General features: G+C 64.3%; 13 protein-coding genes and 1 pseudogene. 13 read left to right on the plus strand and 1 reads right to left on the minus strand.

What is annotated here, in order from left to right; genetic code table 11:
• Positions 1-56: 56 nt before the first annotated feature.
• Positions 57-1,049, plus strand: coding sequence for a fumarylacetoacetate hydrolase family protein (locus tag CJ022_RS05310; RefSeq protein WP_101925635.1), 993 nt, complete (start codon positions 57-59; stop codon positions 1,047-1,049).
• A complete protein-coding gene (maiA, locus tag CJ022_RS05315; RefSeq protein WP_101925636.1) occupies positions 1,046-1,723 on the plus strand; it encodes a maleylacetoacetate isomerase in 678 nt (225 codons plus the stop codon). Before CJ022_RS05310 ends, maiA begins: the two co-directional genes overlap by 4 nt.
• A 13-nt stretch (positions 1,724-1,736) precedes the next feature.
• Here maiA and CJ022_RS05320 read toward each other — a convergent pair whose 3' ends face one another.
• Positions 1,737-2,852 carry a PilT/PilU family type 4a pilus ATPase gene (locus CJ022_RS05320; protein ID WP_101925637.1) on the minus strand — a complete coding sequence of 372 codons (1,116 nt, stop codon included), beginning with the start codon at positions 2,850-2,852 and terminating at the stop codon, positions 1,737-1,739.
• Positions 2,853-2,944: 92 nt separating this feature from the next.
• Here CJ022_RS05320 and CJ022_RS05325 point away from each other — a divergent pair, with 92 nt between their 5' ends.
• The 11 genes and pseudogenes from CJ022_RS05325 (at position 2,945) to CJ022_RS05375 (ending at position 16,987) form a co-directional block, all read left to right on the plus strand.
• Positions 2,945-3,325: a DUF4398 domain-containing protein gene (locus tag CJ022_RS05325; protein WP_158238354.1), complete on the plus strand. Its 381-nt coding sequence runs from the start codon at positions 2,945-2,947 to the stop codon at positions 3,323-3,325.
• A gap of 2 nt (positions 3,326-3,327) precedes the next feature.
• Positions 3,328-3,903 carry a hypothetical protein gene (locus tag CJ022_RS05330; protein ID WP_143703891.1) on the plus strand — a complete coding sequence of 192 codons (576 nt, stop codon included), beginning with the start codon at positions 3,328-3,330 and terminating at the stop codon, positions 3,901-3,903.
• A gap of 402 nt (positions 3,904-4,305) precedes the next feature.
• Positions 4,306-4,524, plus strand: coding sequence for a YdcH family protein (locus tag CJ022_RS05335; protein ID WP_101925640.1), 219 nt, complete (start codon positions 4,306-4,308; stop codon positions 4,522-4,524).
• Between the two features lie 147 nt (positions 4,525-4,671).
• Positions 4,672-6,008, plus strand: a pseudogene (locus CJ022_RS05340) (pyridoxal-phosphate dependent enzyme).
• Positions 6,009-6,255: 247 nt separating this feature from the next.
• Positions 6,256-7,437, plus strand: a complete 1,182-nt coding sequence (locus CJ022_RS05345; RefSeq protein ID WP_101925641.1) for a cystathionine gamma-synthase — start codon at positions 6,256-6,258, stop codon at positions 7,435-7,437.
• A gap of 41 nt (positions 7,438-7,478) precedes the next feature.
• Positions 7,479-8,270, plus strand: coding sequence for an ABC transporter permease (locus CJ022_RS05350; RefSeq protein WP_158238355.1), 792 nt, complete (start codon positions 7,479-7,481; stop codon positions 8,268-8,270).
• Positions 8,271-8,278: 8 nt separating this feature from the next.
• Complete coding sequence (locus tag CJ022_RS05355) at positions 8,279-9,070, plus strand: ABC transporter ATP-binding protein (RefSeq protein WP_158238356.1); 792 nt, start codon at positions 8,279-8,281, stop codon at positions 9,068-9,070.
• A gap of 60 nt (positions 9,071-9,130) precedes the next feature.
• Complete coding sequence (wecC, locus tag CJ022_RS05360; RefSeq protein ID WP_101925747.1) at positions 9,131-10,408, plus strand: UDP-N-acetyl-D-mannosamine dehydrogenase; 1,278 nt, start codon at positions 9,131-9,133, stop codon at positions 10,406-10,408.
• 24 nt (positions 10,409-10,432) lie between these two features.
• Positions 10,433-13,072 carry a glycosyltransferase family 4 protein gene (locus CJ022_RS05365; RefSeq protein WP_101925644.1) on the plus strand — a complete coding sequence of 880 codons (2,640 nt, stop codon included), beginning with the start codon at positions 10,433-10,435 and terminating at the stop codon, positions 13,070-13,072.
• Positions 13,073-13,101: 29 nt separating this feature from the next.
• Positions 13,102-15,000, plus strand: a complete 1,899-nt coding sequence (locus CJ022_RS05370) for a CgeB family protein (RefSeq protein WP_101925645.1) — start codon at positions 13,102-13,104, stop codon at positions 14,998-15,000.
• Complete coding sequence (locus tag CJ022_RS05375) at positions 14,975-16,987, plus strand: alginate lyase family protein (protein ID WP_158238357.1); 2,013 nt, start codon at positions 14,975-14,977, stop codon at positions 16,985-16,987. The genes CJ022_RS05370 and CJ022_RS05375 overlap by 26 nt, the downstream gene beginning before the upstream one ends.
• Positions 16,988-17,003: the final 16 nt, after the last annotated feature.

Here is a 17,003-nt window from a genome sequence, read left to right on the forward strand (position 1 = left end):
GCCGCGGTGATTCGTTACACTGGAAACCGAAAGCAGACGCCAACGGAGTACTTGCGATGAAGCTGGGTTCACTGAAAGAGGGCGGCCGTGACGGCACGCTGATCGTCGTCTCGCGCGACCTTGCCACCGCGGTCCGCGCGACCGGCATCGCCCCGACGCTGCAACGCGCGCTGGAGGACTGGACGAACACCGCACCGCGGCTCAACGCCCTCTACGAATCGCTCAATGCCGGCGACGCCGACGGCGTGTTCGACATCGAGATGGCGCGGCTCGCTTCGCCGCTGCCGCGCGCCTACGAGTTCGTCGACGGCAGCGCCTATCTCCCGCACGTCGCGCGCGTGCGCAAGGCCCGTGGCGCGGAGGTGCCGGAGAGCTTCTACACCGATCCGCTGATGTACCAGGCGACCAGCGCGTCGTTCTACGGCCCGCGCGACACGGTCAAGGTGGTGAGCGAGGATTACGGCATCGATCTGGAAGCGGAGATCGTCGTCATCACCGACGACGTGCCGATGGCGGTGACGCCGGAGCAGGCGGCCGGCCATATCCAGCTCGTCGGCCTGGTCAACGACGTATCGCTGCGCAACCTGATTCCGGGCGAACTGGCCAAGGGTTTCGGTTTCCTGCAGTCGAAGCCGCGTTCGACGCTGAGTCCGGTGTTCGTCACGCCTGACGAACTGGGCGGCGCCTGGCGCGACAACAAGCTGCACCTGCCGTTGCTGACCCACGTCAACGGCGACTGGTTCGGCGCGCCCGAAGCGGGCGTGGACATGCAGTTCGATTTCGCCCAGCTCGTTGCGCACGCCGCGAAGACGCGGCCGTTGTCGGCCGGCACGATCGTCGGCTCCGGCACGATCGCCAACGAAGACACCACGAAGGGCGCGTCCTGCTTCGCCGAGAAGCGCACCGTCGAAGCGCTGGAGCACGGCGCACCGCAGACCCCGTTCATGGCCTTCGGCGACACCGTCCGCACCGAGATGTTCGACGCCGACGGCGCCAGCATCTTCGGCGCGATCGAGCAGGTCATCGAACGGCAGGCTCCGCCGGCGTGACCGCGGCCGCAGGCGATGGGCTGACCCTGTTGGGGTACTGGCGCTCCAGCGCGGCCTACCGGGTGCGTATCGGCCTGCGCCTGAAAGGACTGGAGTACTTCGACGCGCCGGTGCACCTCGTCCGCGACGGCGGCGAGCAGCGCCAGCCCACGTTCGCGGCGCGCAATCCGCAAAAGCTGGTGCCGGCCCTGCAGCACGGCGACGTGGTGCTGACCCAGTCGCTGGCGATCCTGGAATACCTCGACGAGGTCTGGCCGACCGTCCCGCTGCTGCCCGCCGTGCCGCTCGCGCGCCAGCGCGTGCGTGCCCTGGCGCAGCTGATCGCCGCCGACGTGCATCCGCTCAACAACCTGCGCGTGCTGCAGTGGCTGGAACACGACGGCGCGCTGCCGCCCGACGTGCGCGCGCAGTGGATCGCGCGCTGGATCGTCGATGGCTTCGACGCGTTCGAGGCGTTGCTCGCGCAGTGGTCCGACGACGCGGGTGTCTGCATCGGCGAGCGCCCGACGATCGCGGACTGCGCCCTGATCCCGCAGGTCTACAACGCGCGCCGCTTCGACGTCGACCTGACGCCGTATCCGCGCATCCGCGCGATCGAGGACGCCTGCCTCGCGCTGCCTGCGTTCGCGGCAGCGCGCCCCGAGGTGCAGCCCGACGCACCTGCCGCCGGCTGAGGCGAGCCCAGCCTCAGTGCTGGGCGGTATCCGCGAAGACGTCCGCGTACGGGTCGTGCTCGCCGACCCCGCCTTCGGACAGGCGGAACTTCAGGTCCAGGCCGTCACGCGAATCGGCCGCGCGCAGCGCGGTCTCGCGCTCGATGCGCCCTTCGCGGTGCAGCCGGAACAGGCACTGGTCGAAGGTTTCCATGCCCGATTCGAGCGTCTCTTCCATCGCCTGCTTGATCTCGTGGACCTGGCCGCGGCGCAGCAGGTCGCGGATCATCGGCGTGTTGAGCAGCACCTCGGTCGCCGGCATGCGGCGGCCGTCGATGCCCTGCACCAGACGCTGCGAGACCACGGCGCGCAGGTTCAGTGCGAGGTTCATCAGCACGTTCTTGTGCGCGGCCTCGGGGAAGAAGTTGAGGATGCGCTCGATCGTCTGGTCGGCGTTGTTGGAGTGCAGCGTCGCGAGGCAGATGTGACCGGTCTCGGCGAACGAGATCGCCGCTTCCATCGTGGTCGCGTCGAGGATCTCGCCGATCAGGATGACGTCCGGCGCCTCGCGCATCGCATTCTTCAGCGCGTTGTGGAACGTCTGGGTGTCGAGACCGACTTCGCGCTGGTTGACCAGCGACTTCTTGTGCCGGTGCAGGTACTCGATCGGATCCTCGATGGTGAGGATGTGGCCGGAGGTGTTGGCGTTGCGGTGGTCGATCATCGACGCCAGCGTCGTCGACTTGCCGGAGCCCGTGGAACCGACGATCAGCACGAGGCCGCGCGGCGCCATGATGATGTCCTTGAGCACGTTGGGCAGCTGCAGCTCTTCGATGCTCGGGATGTTGCTGCGGATCGCACGCACGACCATGCCGACTTCGCCGCGCTGCTTGAACACGTTGACGCGGAAACGGCCGGCATCCTGCACCGAGATCGCCATGTTCATTTCCAGGTCGCGTTCGAACTGCGGGATCTGGCCCTCGTCCATCAGCGAATACGCGATCTTCTTGACCATGCCCGGCGGCAGGCCCGTGCTGCCCAGCGGATACAGCTTGCCTTCGACCTTGATGTAGACCGGCGCGCCCGTGCTCAGGAACATGTCCGACGCGTTTTTCTCGGTCATCAGCTTCAGGAAATAACCGATGTCCATGACCCCACCCCCAATGAACGCCGGGGAGCGTTGCGCATCCCGGGCCTGCTGACGACAATGACCCGGACCGACGCCGAGGCACGATTTACATGATGAACACAAGCTTCGCACAGTTCCGACGATTGCAGCAGGCAGTGCTGCTCGTTTCCGTACTCGCCCTGGGCGCGTGCGCCAGCCTGCCGCCACCGACCGAGGAACTCGCGGCGGCCCAGCTCTCCGTCGCGCGCGCCGGCGATGCCGACGCCGACCAGTACGCCCCGACCGACATCGCCCAGGCACGCCGCGCACTGGAGCAGGCGCAGGCCGCGATGGGCAGCCAGCGCAGCGACGAAGCGCGCACGCTGGCGCTGTCGGCGAGCGCACTCGCCGACCTGGCGCATGCCCGTGCCCGACAGGCCGCCACCGACGCCGAACTGGCCCAGCGCCGCGGTGAGATCACCAGCCTGCGGCAGCGCCTGCAGGTGGAGGAATGAGCATGCGACGTCCCTTGATCGTGTTGCTCGTCGCCGGCCTGTTGTCGCCGATGGTCCATGCCCAATCCGGCGACGTCGGCGCGCCGCAGCTGCAGCAGCGGTTGCAGGCCATCGACGCCGATCCGGATACCGCCGGCCTCGCGGCCTACGAGCGCCTGCAGGCGCGCCAGGCCGTCTCGGCGCTGGCCGAGGTGCGCAGCAGCCAGCGTGCGTCCGCGCTGCAGGTCGCGCAGTGGCGGGTCGAGACCGCGGAGATCGCGTCGCGCACGGAAGCCATGCGCCGCGAGCTGATCGAGCTCGAACGCCAGCGGTCCCAACTGCTGGTCGAGGCGAGCCGCCAGGATGCGGTGCGCGCGCGCCGCGAGGCCGAGCGACTGCGGGTCCAGGCGCAGATCCAGGCTGAAGAGGCCAACCGTCTGCGCGTCGCCGCGGAAGAGGAGTCGTCTGCCCGGCAGCAGGCCGAGACCGTGCTGCAGGGCGTGGCCAGCGACGAGGCGGCGAAACTGCGCGCGGCCCGCGAGCGCGATGCCGAGTTGCGTCGCCGCGAGGCCGAACTGATGAAGAGCCTCGAGCCCTGAGCGCGCGCAGTCAGCAACGTCAAAATGAATCCATTTGGAATCAATGACTTGGCGTCGACCGTGTACTGGAACCGCGCTGTGGCGCGGCGCGGGTCGGGTCACACTGGAAGCGATTACCCGGCGCGGAAGGCGTGGCGACCGCGGGTCGCCCGGCAGCTCTTGTCGACCTGATTTGCGAGGAGTAGGGTCAAAGCCCCGGACGGCACCGTTCCCCAGTTCCCGCCGTCCGGTCCAAGAGCCAGGCCGATGACCGAGATGATCCCCCACGAGGTACCCGACGCAGGCGACGCCTGCTGCGTCAGCCGCCAGATCGGATCGTCTGCTGCCCGTTCCTGGATGGTGTCCCCGTAACGCCCCTGCCGTCGCCGGTTGGGGCGTTCGCATTTCTGTCAGGAGGATTTCATGTTCGAAGCGCAACCACAGGCGGAACTCGAAGAAATCATGAAGGGAAATGTCGAGTTCCGGCAGCTCTACTACCGGCACAAGGAGTTGGACAAGAAGGTGTTGAATGCAGAGCTCGGGGTGCTCGCCGTCGACGAGACCACGCTGTCTCAGATGAAGCGCGAGAAGCTGGCCGCCAAGGATCGGCTCACCCACATGTACGACACGCTTCAGAACTAGCACCAGGTTTCATCAGTCGCGGGCGGTGGCGGTCATCCTCGTCGATCGTCACCGCCCGCGAATGTCTGGCGACGCCGTCGCCGTGATCGGCGCCCCGCGCGGCGCAATGCGATAATCCCGTCCCGTACCTTTCCGGACCCGGACCGCATGCCGATCGCCTCTTCCGTCCTCGACCTCATTGCCGACACCCCCATCGTCCGGGCGGGGCGTCTCGACACGGGCGTCTGCGAGCTGTACTTCAAGCTCGAGAACCAGAACCCCGGTGGCTCGATCAAGGACCGCATCGGCCTGAGCATGATCGAAGCGGCCGAGACGCGCGGCGACCTCCAGCCGGGCGCGACCCTCGTCGAAGGTACCGCCGGCAACACCGGCATCGGTCTGGCGCTGGTGGCCCAGCAGAAGGGCTACAAGCTGATCCTCGTCGTGCCCGACAAGATGAGCCGGGAGAAGATCTTCAATCTCAAGGCGATGGGTGCCGAGGTCGTGCTGACCCGCTCCGACGTCGCCAAGGGACACCCGGAGTACTACCAGGACCTCGCCGAGCGCATCGCGCGGGAAACGCCCGGCGCCTACTTCATCAACCAGTTCGGCAATCCCGACAATCCGGCGGCGCACGAGTTCGGCACCGGCCCGGAGATCCTGCGCCAGATGAGTGAGGTGGGTGGGCTGGATGCGATCGTCTTCGGCTGCGGGAGCTCCGGCACGATGACCGGCCTGTCGCGCTGCTTCGCCGAGCACGCGCCCGACGTCGCGCTGGTGCTGGCCGATCCGGTCGGCTCGATCCTCGCCGAATACATCAACGATGGCGTGCTCAACGACAAGTCCGGCAGCTGGATGGTCGAGGGCATCGGCGAGGATTTCCTGCCGGGGATCTCCGATTTCTCGCGGGTCAAGCAGGCCTACGCGATCAGCGACAAGGAAAGCTTCCTCGCCGCGCGCGAGCTGTTGCAGGCCGAGGGCATCCTCGGCGGCTCGTCGACCGGCACGCTGCTGGCCGCCGCACTGAAGTACTGCCGCGCGCAGACGACGCCGAAGAAGGTGCTGATGTTCGTCTGCGATACGGGCAACAAGTACCTCAGCAAGCTCTACAACGACTACTGGATGCTCGACAACGGCTTCATCGAGCGCGAGCAGTACGGCGACCGTGGTGCTGGCGCCGACCGACCTGCTCGTCACCGCCTACCAGCGCATGAAGCTCTACGAGATCTCGCAGCTGCCGGTCATGGACGGGGACCGCATCGTCGGCATCCTCGACGAGAGCGACGTGCTGCTGCACGTATACGGCGACGAGGCCCGATTCCTCGAGCCGGTCGCCTCGGCCATGGTCACCAAGCTCCGATTTCCTCGATGTCCGCTCGCCGGTCGAGACCCTGCTGCCCGTGTTCGACCGCGGCCAGGTGGCGATCGTGACGGATGGCGACACGTTCCTGGGCCTGATCACCCGCATCGACCTGCTGAACTATCTGCGGCGTCGGGTGCAGTAAGGCGGTCCGACGGTGCGCGCGTGGGGCGGATAGATGGTTCTCGTCCGCGACCTGCGCCGAACATGGCCGAAGCCATGCCGCGCGCCCACCGTTCGGAATCGTTCAGGATCCATGTCGCGTCGCCAGCGGCACGAGGCTGAACAGGGCTCACGCAGAGGCGAATCCGCCTGCATGACGCAGCGACGTGGAAACGGGACCCTGCGGCCGCGATGCTAGAATCGCCGGCTTGTTTGGACAGGATCTTCACATGACCGATGACCGCACCGCGGCCGATCCGGCGTTGTGGGCACTCGGCACCAAGGCGATCCACGCCGGCCAATCGCCCGACCCCAGCACCGGCGCGGTAATGCCGCCGATCTATGCAACGTCGACCTACGCCCAGTCCAGTCCGGGCGAGCATCAGGGCTTCGAGTACTCGCGCACCCACAACCCCACGCGCTTCGCCTACGAGCGGTGCGTGGCGGGGCTGGAAGGCGGCACGCGCGGCTTCGCGTTCGCCTCGGGCATGGCCGCGACCGCGACCCTGCTCGAACTGCTCGACAGCGGCGACCACATCATCGCGATGGACGACCTCTACGGCGGCAGCTACCGCCTGTTCGAACGCGTGCGCACGCGCAGCGCCGGCCTGTCCTTCAGCTACGTCGACATGACCAACGCCGCTGCGTTCGAGGCGGCGATCACCGAGAAGACGAAGCTGGTCTGGATCGAGACGCCGACCAACCCGATGTTGAAGATCGTCGACATCCAGGCGATCGCGGATATCGCGCACAGGCGCGGCCTGATCGTCGTCGTCGACAACACCTTCGCCTCGCCGATCCTGCAGCGCCCGATCGAACACGGCGCCGACATCGTCATGCATTCGGCCACGAAATACCTCAACGGCCACTCCGATATGGTCGGCGGCATGCTGGTCGTCGGCGACAACGCCGAGCTCGCCGAGCAGCTGGCGTTCCTGCAGAACTCCGCCGGCGCCGTGCAGGGACCGTTCGACAGCTTCCTCGCGCTGCGTGGCCTCAAGACGCTGCACCTGCGCATGAAGGCGCACTGCGACAATGCGCAGGCCCTGGCCGAGTTTCTCGACGCGCATCCCGCAGTCGAACAGGTCATCTACCCCGGCCTCGCCTCGCACCCGCAGCACGCGTTGGCCAACCGCCAGATGGACGGCTTCGGCGGCATCATCTCGGTCCGCATCAAGGGCGGCTTCGAGGCCGCGAAGCGCTTCTGCGAGCGTACCGAACTGTTCACGCTGGCGGAGTCGCTCGGTGGCGTCGAAAGCCTGGTCAACCATCCGGCGGTGATGACACATGCGTCGGTGCCCGTGGAGCGGCGGGCGGCGCTCGGGATCCACGACGATCTGGTGCGGTTGAGTGTTGGGGTGGAAAACTACAAGGACCTGGAAGTTGACCTTGCCAATGCGCTGCTGGCTTGAAGCGGTTGCTACCGCAATGAACGAGTCGTCGGAGAGCCGAGTTGAATAATTCGTTCATGCAGCAACTGCGCAACAGCCTGCGGCAACCCGAGTTCTGGGCCTACTCCAGCTGGCTCGATCTCGCCACGAAGCATAGGCGGACACGCCTGGGCGTGCTTTGGCTCGTTCTGCCGACGCTGATGTTCCTGCTGGTGCTGGGGAATGTGTACTCGCATCTGATGGGATATCCAGTCGCCGAGTATCTTCCCTATCTCGGACTGGGCTATATCTGCTGGCGATTCATGATCCAGTGCGTCAACGATTCCAGTTCGGTGTTCCGCACCCACAAGGCCTTCATCATGGATGGGCGTGTGAGGCTGACCGATTTCATCCTGCGCGGCATTGCCAAGGCACTCTTCAATTTCGCGTTCGCATTCATAGTCGTGGTCGGCGTACTGGTCTGGTCGCCAGCCGTGGAGTGGACGGGGCTCGCAAGCCTGGTGCTCACCGTGCCGATTCTTCTCATCAATATGATCTGGCTCTCGTTCTGCATTGGCCTGGTCGGCGCGCGTTTCCCCGACACCAGTGAGTTCATTCACACGATATTGGTCGTCGGCTTCCTGCTCACCCCCATTCTTTGGCATGTCGATCGATTCCCGATCGACACCACCCGTGGTCTGGTCGCACGTCTCAATCCCGCGTTTCACCTGATCGAGGTGGTGCGAGCGCCTGCTCTCGGTCAGATGCCCGAGTTGTCCAGCATTGCGGCAGTCGTCGCAATGACGGCTGGAGGCTGGTTGATGGCGATGTTTCTTTACAGGCGTTATGCGCGCTTTGTACCGCTGTGGATATGAGGAGCGCCGTGACCGACGTAGGGATCGATGTCAGAGGCTTGACGCTCGAAGTGCCGTACTTTCTCCAGGAGAACAGCACGGCGGAGCGCGGCTGGTTTTCAACGTTGCTGGGAGCTGCAACGTCGCCTCCGAAGCGTCGCTTCGCGCGGTTGCTCGATGACGTTTCGTTCCAGATCAAGGCGGGGGATCGGGTTGCGCTTCTCGGGCGCAATGGCGCGGGCAAGACGACACTCCTCCGTGTCCTGTCGGGCGCGTTCGCACCCACATCCGGACAGGTGGACGTCACAGGCTCGCGGCAGGCGCTGCTGAATCTGGGTCTTGGATTCAATGGCGAAGCAACTCTCGTGGAGAATATCTTTCTGCGCGCGACCGCAATGGGGATCGCCCCGGCGCTGATCCGGGGCATGGTCACATCGATCCTGCGTTTCGCAGAGCTTGAAGATGTAGCGGGTCGAAGGCTGTCGACGCTTTCTTCGGGTCAACGTATGCGACTTGGCTTTGCGATCTCCACGTCGATCCAGCAGGACATCATGCTGATGGACGAATGGTTCGGGGCGGGCGACGCTGCCTTCATCGAAAAGGCGAGGAAGCGAATGAACGATCGGGTTGCGGGCAGCCAGATCGTGGTGCTCGCGAGCCATAATTTCATGATGTTACGCAAGGTGTGCACCAGCGGCCTCGTGATGGAAAAGGGCAGGCTTGTCTACAGCGGCCCCGTCAGCGACGCGATCCAGGCCTACAAGGACGTCTATCACGCACGAAAAAAGGAAAAGCCGAAGCCGGTCGCAGGCTCGGAGTGATGCCATGGCGCGTGGACCAGACGCGTGACGAAATTCCGAAAAAAATTCAGGTGAATGAAAATGAGTGAAGGCGAGAAAGCGGGCTCGGACGCGAATCCGGTCGGGACCCTGTCGGTGATCGGTCTGGGCTACATCGGGCTGCCGACCGCGGCCATGTTTGCGTCCTCGGGTATCGACGTCGTTGGCGTCGATATCAGCCAGCGCGCCGTGGATGCCGTCAACAGCGGCAAGGCGCACATCGAAGAAGGCAATCTCGACGAGCTCGTCGAGCACTGCGTCGCCGCCGGTCGACTGCGTGCGACGACCACTCCCGTCGCTGCGGATGTCTTCATCATTGCGGTACCGACACCGGTCGCGCATGACGAAACGCGCGCGCCTGATGTGTCATTCGTGCAGGCTGCGGGGCGGGCGATCGCCCCCTTTCTTCGTGCCGGAAATCTGGTGATCCTCGAATCGACGTCACCAGTCGGCACGACCGGAATGCTGGCCGAGCTCCTCTCGTCCGAGCGTCCGGACCTCACGTTTCCCCAGCAGGCCGGGGAGGATTCGGACATCTGCCTTGCCTACTGCCCGGAGCGCATCATTCCAGGGCAGATGCTGAAGGAGCTCGTCGAGAATGACCGGATCGTGGGCGGCATGACGGCGCGTTGTGCCGAGCGCGCCGCTGCGGTTTACAAGGTGTTCGTGCGAGGCGTGTGCCATCTCTCGACGGACCGGACTGCCGAGATGGTCAAGCTGACAGAGAACGCGTTTCGTGACGTCAATATCGCGTTCGCGAACGAACTGTCGATGATCTGCGACGATCTGGATGTCGATGTGTGGAAGGTGATCGACTTTGCGAATCGCCATCCGCGCGTCGCGATCCTTCAGCCTGGCGCCGGCGTCGGGGGGCACTGCATCGCAGTGGATCCCTGGTTTATCGTGTCGAGCGCGCCGGAGCGATCACGCATCATCCGTGTCGCGCGTGAAGTGAACGACAGCAAGCCCCAGTTCCTCATTCGACAGGTCGAGGCGGAACTCGCAAATAGTCCGGGGAAGAAGATCGCGTGCCTTGGGCTTAGCTACAAGGCGGACGTGGACGACTTCCGGGAGAGTCCTTCTTTGGAGATCGCGACGACGCTTTCCGCTCGCTACCCGGGGCAAGTGCTCTGCGTGGATCCGTTCGCGCACGCGTTGCCTGCGAGCGAAGCGCAATCCCGTGGTCTGACCTTCGTGGATATCGACGTTGCGATGGAGCAGGCGGAGGTTGTGCTGATCCTGGTCCCGCACAGTGCGTTCCGTTCCCGTCCAAGGCCGGAAGACAAGACCGTCATCGATCCCGTCGGTTTCTGGCGTTGATCGCAAGCGCAGCTGGAGCAAGTGATGTCTGACCGTCAGATTCCCGTGGACGCCGTACAGCTGGAAACACAGCCGGTCGATCGTCCGGCTGTGCTTGCCATGGAGCCGACTGAAGTCGACCAGGACAGGTGGCCACGGCTGCTCTGGGCGAGAGACCGTGCTCGGGGTGCCCGCAGTGTGCTGCTGATCGGCGGTGGCGTTTCCCCGCTGGCCGTTCTGCTGGCTCGGGAAGGCGCGCGCGTGACGATGCTGGACGCCAAAGGGGAGGCGCTGGAAGAGCTGGCGGAAGAGCTCGAGGCGGAAGGTCGCGTAGCGGGAAGTGACCATATCCTTCGCAGGTTGAGCTCCGAGGCGTTGCGCGAAGTCCTGTCGACGGAACCGTACGACGCGATCGTCGTGCTGGACGGTTACTGGTTCGAGTTGCCTTCGTTGCTGCCGTTGCTGACGTCCAGCGTTGCCGGCCAAGGTGCCGTCATCATTTCGGTCGCATTCGACGGGCGCGACACACGCGATGGCGCCCCGGTGTTTCCAAGCACTCTGTTGGAAACGCTCCCGGCATTCGCAGCGGAGCAAATGGACTTCGTCAACGGCCAGGTCGAAGCGGTATTCAGACACGCCGGAGTCGACCCGGTTCGGAACCCTGGTGACGCGTTGGCGTTGACAGAGCGGATTGCCTGTCACGAGATGCAGCGTCTTTCTACGGAGGCCAGAGCTGCCGTCCGGGAACTGCAAGACACGCGCGAATCTCTCGCTGAGTCGGAGCAGAAGGCGAGTGAACTCAGAGAGAGCACTGCGTTTCGGCTGGGGCTGGCACTCGTATTGGCTGCGCGCTCGCCTCGTGAGTTCTTCAAGTTGCCCTTGACGGTCATGAGGCTGTTCAGGGGGCGCAGAACTGTCGCTCGGTCGCTGCCAGTCAATCAGAAGCGCACCGGATTCAGCGATTGGGATAAAGAAAGCATCCGGAATCTTGCGCGACAGGTTATGGAAGGTGGCAGCAATGCTGTGATGCAGGCTGTCCGGAATCATCTGGTCGACGCTTCTGATTCGACGCTGTCGTTCGGTTACCTCATCGCTGCCCAAGCCTGCGGTTCCGAAGGGCGACATGACTTGGAGTTTGAGATCGCGTCACACGCAATTGCTTTGAACCGTTCGGTCGGAATGTTGCGCGGCTTCCTCCACGTCGCGCTTCGCTGCCGCAGAATGGTTGAGGCCAGTGAAACCTTGCGAGAGCTGCATAGTTCCGCACGTAGCGGGAACCGAATTGCCAAGGACTTCATCAAGCAGTTTAAGAACACTTCGTCCTACAAGATTGCAGTGCTCGAATCGATTCCGCCGCGACCAACGGAGTGGGCGGCTGCTGATGGTGATCGGTTCGTCTATGTGCTGCATAACAGCCTGCCGTATTCTTCCGGCGGATATGCCACCCGTTCCCATGGCGTCGCTGCCGGTTTGCATGAGCGCGGCCACAACATCGTTTGCCTGACGAGGCCAGGCTTTCCGCTCGATATCAGGAAGGATCTAGCGCCGGTCGACGCGCCTATTGTTGATGTTATAGACGCGATTCCCTATCAGCGCATTCGGCTCCCGAGCCGCGAGGGGATACCCGAATACAGGTACGTACTCTCCTCGGCGAAACAGATGGAAGAGGAACTCCGCCGGCTCAAGCCCGCTTATGTCCAGGCGGCGTCGAACTACGTCACCGGCCTGCCGGCCCTCATTGCGGCACGTCGAATTGGCGTGCCGTTCTTCTACGAGGTGAGAGGCCTCTGGGAGATAACCCGCATGTCGCGGGACCAGCAGTTCGGTGAAAGCATCTCGTTCGATGTCCAGCGTCACATCGAGGGCACCCTTGCCAAGGAAGCGGATCACGTGTTCACGCTCACCGAGCCGATGCGGGAGGAACTGATCGAGCGTGGCGTCGATCCTGAGCGGATTACGCTTCTGCCCAACTCGGTGGATGCGGATCGATTCCAACCGGTGCCAAAGGATCTCGCGCTGTCGCAGGCGCTCGGCCTGCCCGATGGTGTCCCGGTGATCGGGTACATCGGCACCTTCGTCATCTACGAGGGGCTGGAGCATCTCGCCGAAGCCTGCGTGATGCTGCATGCGCGCGGCCATGACTTCAGGCTGCTGCTTGTTGGCAACGAAAACGCGTCGGGCCAGGAACGTGGGCCGATCACGGAGGAGGTGCTACGGATCGCGCGCGAGGGCGGGATCGAAGACAAGCTGATCATGCCCGGACGTATTCCGCACGAGCAGGTGGAGTCCTATTACTCGATGGTCGACATCTGTCCCTTTCCCCGCAAGCCGTGGCCGGTCTGCGAGATGGTTTCGCCGATGAAGCCACTCGAAGCGCTCGCCATGGAAAAGGCCGTCGTCGTCTCGAGCGTGCGCGCGCTGGTCGAGATGATCGAGGATGGGGTGACCGGCCGCGTGTTCGAGAAAGGCAACGTGGAGAGCCTCGCCGATGTCATGGAGGAGCTCATCCTGGATCCGGGTAAGCGCAGCGCCTACGGGCGGGCGGGTCGGGACTGGGTGGTGCGGGAACGGTCCTGGAACCAGATTGCGGACAAGATCGAAGGCGTCATCGCGCAGCACGAAGCGGTGCGCGCCAACGCATCGACCGCAGAGGCCGTGACGTCGTCGTCAACTACCGCGCTGTAGGCGTGTGCGTCAGCGTCGGTAGATAGCCCATGTCAGAAACGGAGCGCGAGCGCGCGGATCGAATCAACCTGCTGCAAGCGCAGGACAGATCCGAGCGCCTGTATCTGGACAAGATCGACGCGGAGCTTTCGCTGGCCAGGTTGCAGCATCGCGTCGCGCTGCTTGAGGACTCGGGTGCATTTCGCCTGGGCGTTGCGCTGGTGGCGGCTTGCAGGTCCATCCGGGGTTTGCTGGGACTTCCCGCGGCGTTGCTGGCGATCTTGGCGCATCTGCGGCAGAAGAGCGGACGGAATATGCCGGACGCCCTGACCGACGACGCGGTGCCCCTGGCGGATCTGTTGCGCGTGCTGCCACCTGCCGATCTGCGACATCCCTTGCGGGAAACCCCGCCGCCGCAGGTTGGCAACCTCAGGGTCGCCGCTGTCGTCGATGAGTTCACCGAGTTCGGTTTCTCGCCCGAATGCGACTTCGTCAATCTCCCTCCTGTCGGCTTCGAACAGGTGCTGGACGACCTGCGGCCGCACCTGCTGTTCGTCGAATCCTGTTGGCGGGGCTCCGGCAACGGTTGGTTGCGGAAGATCCACCCCGTGTCCGGGGCACTGGCGCACCTGATTGGCTGCTGCAGGCGTCGAGGGATCCCGACGGTCTTCTGGAACAAGGAAGATCCTTCGCACTTCGCGCATTTCATCGACGCGGCACGGTTCTTCGATCATGTGTTCACGACCGATGCGGACTGCGTGCCTCGTTACCAGGCGGAACTCGGGCACGCGCGCGTCCATGTGCTGCGCTTCGGTTGCCAGCCGCGGATCCATAATCCTGTGACGGGCGTAGCCCGGCGCGTGGCGGCCAGTTTTGCAGGCTCCTGGTATGCCCAGTACCCGGAGCGTTCCGAAGATCTCCAGCGACTGATTGGCGTAGTCGCGCATGTGATGCCGGTCGAGATCCACGACCGCAACGCCGACAGGGGCGACCCGAAATTCGCGTTTCCCGCGCAGTTCGCCCCGATGATGAAAGGGGCCATTCCGTATGCGGAGATCGCAGTCGCCTACAAGGCGTGCTGGTTCGGGATCAACATCAATACCATCAAGGGCTCGCCGACGATGTTCGCCAGGCGCGTCTACGAACTGCTTGCAAGCAACACGCTGGTCATCAGCAATCGCTCCGTCGGCATGGAGGCGGAGTTCGGCGACGTGGTGCTATCGGAAGCGACCCCCGGACTGCCTGCACGTCTGGCGCAACTTCGTGACTCGGAGCGCGAGCGGAGCCGGCTGCAGGTGGCCGGCTTGCGCAAGGTGTTGTCGTCGCACACCGCCCAGGCAAGGCTGGGCGAGCTGGCATCGATCGTACTGGGCGTCGACTATCGACCCGCACGCGCCCTCGTGATCATGCTCGCGATCGTGCGGAGTCCCGTGGAGGCAGCCCTCGCGCTCGAGACCCATTCGGCGCAGCGATGGCCCCACACGCGTCTGATCCTTCTGGTGCCATCGGAAGACGCTGCATACAGCAGGTTCCTGGCGCCGGCTGTTACGGTGATGACCGCCGACGAGGCCGTGACGCTGCGTACGCCTTGCGCGGATGAAGAGGCTTGCTGGTTCGCGCCGTTAGACATCAACGATTATTACGGACCGCACTACGTGTCCGATCTGGCGCTGGCCACGCTCTATGCCGAGGGGCGGCCGGTCGGAAAAAGCCGGGCGTTCGCGTGGCAGGACAACGCTGGTCTGCAGGTGTTGGACGGTGTCGTACATGCGCCGGCGACGCTGCGCATGCGGTCATCACTGGTACCCGCCGCGTGGCTGGACGGTCCGTCAGGGGACTGGGTCGGAAAGCTGGACGGGGATTTGACGCTTGAGGGGATCGCGACGGATGCGTTCAATTACTGCAGGATGGGGGCGGGGCAACATGTTCAGGATGTCGTGGTGGCTTGACCGGCTCTCACGTCGGTCAGGCGCGAGCGCACCCGCCAGTCCGGTACTGGAAAAAAGCGACTTCGCGATCTTCCATGCCGGTTACGAGGCGCAGCAGGCCAGCGGGTTCCGGCCGCGGAACGGGATGAAAGCGGTCAGGATTGCGCTTCCACTGGACTGGAATGCGGATCCTCTGCACGACCGCAACTGGCGCTTCCAGCTCCATGCGTGGCGCATGCTCGGTCCTGTCTGGGAGAAGTTCTACGATCAGGACTGGGGGCGCCTGCGCGAGGAGGTGCTGCCGTGGATCGAGGACTGGTACCGGTTCCACATCGTGGAAGACAACGCGTCCGAATTCGCCTGGTACGACATGGCAGTGGGCATTCGCTGTCAGCACCTGGCCCTGATCTTGCATCTGCACGACACCCGCCGCATGCCGCTTGGTCACGATCATCTGAAGATGGTGGAGCACCTCTGCCGGCTGCACCACGACAAGCTGCGTGTCGCGGGCTTCATCGCAAGAAACAACCACGGCATTTTCCAGGTGCATGGCCTGCGCCTGCTGGGCGTTGCATGGGCGCATCGGGAGGGCTTCGCCGGGGAGGCGGCCTATTCGTCCAAGATGATGCTCGCGCTGTTACGCACGCAATTCGATTCGCACGGGATACATGTCGAGAACTCGCCTGATTACCACGGGTTGATTCTCAAGCAGTTCGCGAGGATCAGACCGGCGCTCTTTCCTGCAATCGCGTCGCACATCACCCGCACTGTGCGCCTGGCGCGGGAAGCCCTACCTTGGTTCACGCTGCCTGACGGACGGATGGTGCCGCTAGGCGACAGCGAGGGATTGGGGACTGCACTGGGCGCGGCAGCAAAGGCCGACCTCGTCATCGGTGAGGTGGGAGCAGGTGCCACGCTGGTGCGCGACATGAGTGCGAGTGGCTATGTGGTGGTGCGAAGTGAACCCGGTACGGCCGATGAGACCGCTTCAATGCTCGTGGCCAAGGGGGTGGGTCGGTCAAGGACGCATGCGCACGCGGATGATCTGAGCTTTTTCCTCTACGAAGGCGGTAAGCCGCTGCTGGTCGATCCCGGCAAGTACAGCTACGGCCAGGACAAATGGCGGCATTACTTCACCAGCGACCGCGCGCACAACGTCGTGGGCCTCAAAGGCGTGGCCATGGGACCGCAGCATCTGCAGGAAGCAAGAGGAGACTTCTCTGTGGCTCAAGAGCCTGATGGGGTGTTGCGGATCGAAGGCGAGGTAGGGCGCCGCGATTTTTTTGTGCATGCCCGCTCGATCCGGTATGCACCGGGTCGCTTCGTCGAGGTCGACGACCGGATCCAAGCGCGCGAAGACGATGCGCCCATCGTGTACTGGCATCTGTCACCCCATCTGGACGCGGAGCGCTTCAACGGCGGCGTTGCTGTCTACGACAATGGCAGGATCGTGGCCCGGCTGCGGGTCGACGACCCGCGCGTCAAGGCACGACTGGTGCACGGACAGGAAAAGCCGGTGATACAGGGCTGGGTCAGCCCTAGGTACAACGAACGCGTCGCGGCCACCGTCATCCAGTTCCAGGGATCGAGCGACGTTCGCCACGTGCGCACCATGATCGAACTGACCAATCGCAGTAGACTTCCTGCCCACAGGCTGCCGCGGCGACTGACGCACGATGTCAGGTTCCGGTTTCCGTTCGAATTTCGGAGAGACCGCGTATTCCTGCTGCCATCGGGCGCCACCCAGCGCCGCGTTGTCGTGGGGGTGCAGGGCGTCGAGCCGGGCACCGTGGCAAAGCGCCTCGCGAAGGAGCTGGACGGGGCCGGGTTCGTACCGCAGGGGCGTGGAAGGATCGGCTTCGGAGACGTGGGCACCTATGCGCATCCCGACGGGACACGCGTGACCGTGAAGCTGAAAGAAGGTGTTTGTACCGAGGGACGTGACGCGACGCCTCCAACCCTGTATTTCGCATGGTCACGGAGCGGTGCCGCGACGAAGATCGATTGATGCGGATGCGGGCCAG

Source organism: Luteimonas rhizosphaerae (assembly GCF_002849595.1).
Lineage (GTDB): Bacteria > Pseudomonadota > Gammaproteobacteria > Xanthomonadales > Xanthomonadaceae > Luteimonas > Luteimonas cellulosilyticus.

Excerpts from the sequence above, each read along its gene's own strand:
- wecC (WP_101925747.1), top strand. The coding sequence starts at position 9,131 with ATGAGTGAAGGCGAGAAAGCGGGCTCGGACGCGAATCCGGTCGGGACC.
- CJ022_RS05310 (WP_101925635.1), top strand. The coding sequence starts at position 57 with ATGAAGCTGGGTTCACTGAAAGAGGGCGGCCGTGACGGCACGCTGATC.
- CJ022_RS05370 (WP_101925645.1), top strand. The coding sequence starts at position 13,102 with ATGTCAGAAACGGAGCGCGAGCGCGCGGATCGAATCAACCTGCTGCAA.
- CJ022_RS05320 (WP_101925637.1), bottom strand. The coding sequence starts at position 2,852 with ATGGACATCGGTTATTTCCTGAAGCTGATGACCGAGAAAAACGCGTCG.
- CJ022_RS05345 (WP_101925641.1), top strand. The coding sequence starts at position 6,256 with ATGACCGATGACCGCACCGCGGCCGATCCGGCGTTGTGGGCACTCGGC.
- CJ022_RS05365 (WP_101925644.1), top strand. The coding sequence starts at position 10,433 with ATGTCTGACCGTCAGATTCCCGTGGACGCCGTACAGCTGGAAACACAG.
- CJ022_RS05330 (WP_143703891.1), top strand. The coding sequence starts at position 3,328 with ATGCGACGTCCCTTGATCGTGTTGCTCGTCGCCGGCCTGTTGTCGCCG.
- CJ022_RS05375 (WP_158238357.1), top strand. The coding sequence starts at position 14,975 with ATGTTCAGGATGTCGTGGTGGCTTGACCGGCTCTCACGTCGGTCAGGC.
- CJ022_RS05335 (WP_101925640.1), top strand. The coding sequence starts at position 4,306 with ATGTTCGAAGCGCAACCACAGGCGGAACTCGAAGAAATCATGAAGGGA.
- CJ022_RS05325 (WP_158238354.1), top strand. The coding sequence starts at position 2,945 with ATGAACACAAGCTTCGCACAGTTCCGACGATTGCAGCAGGCAGTGCTG.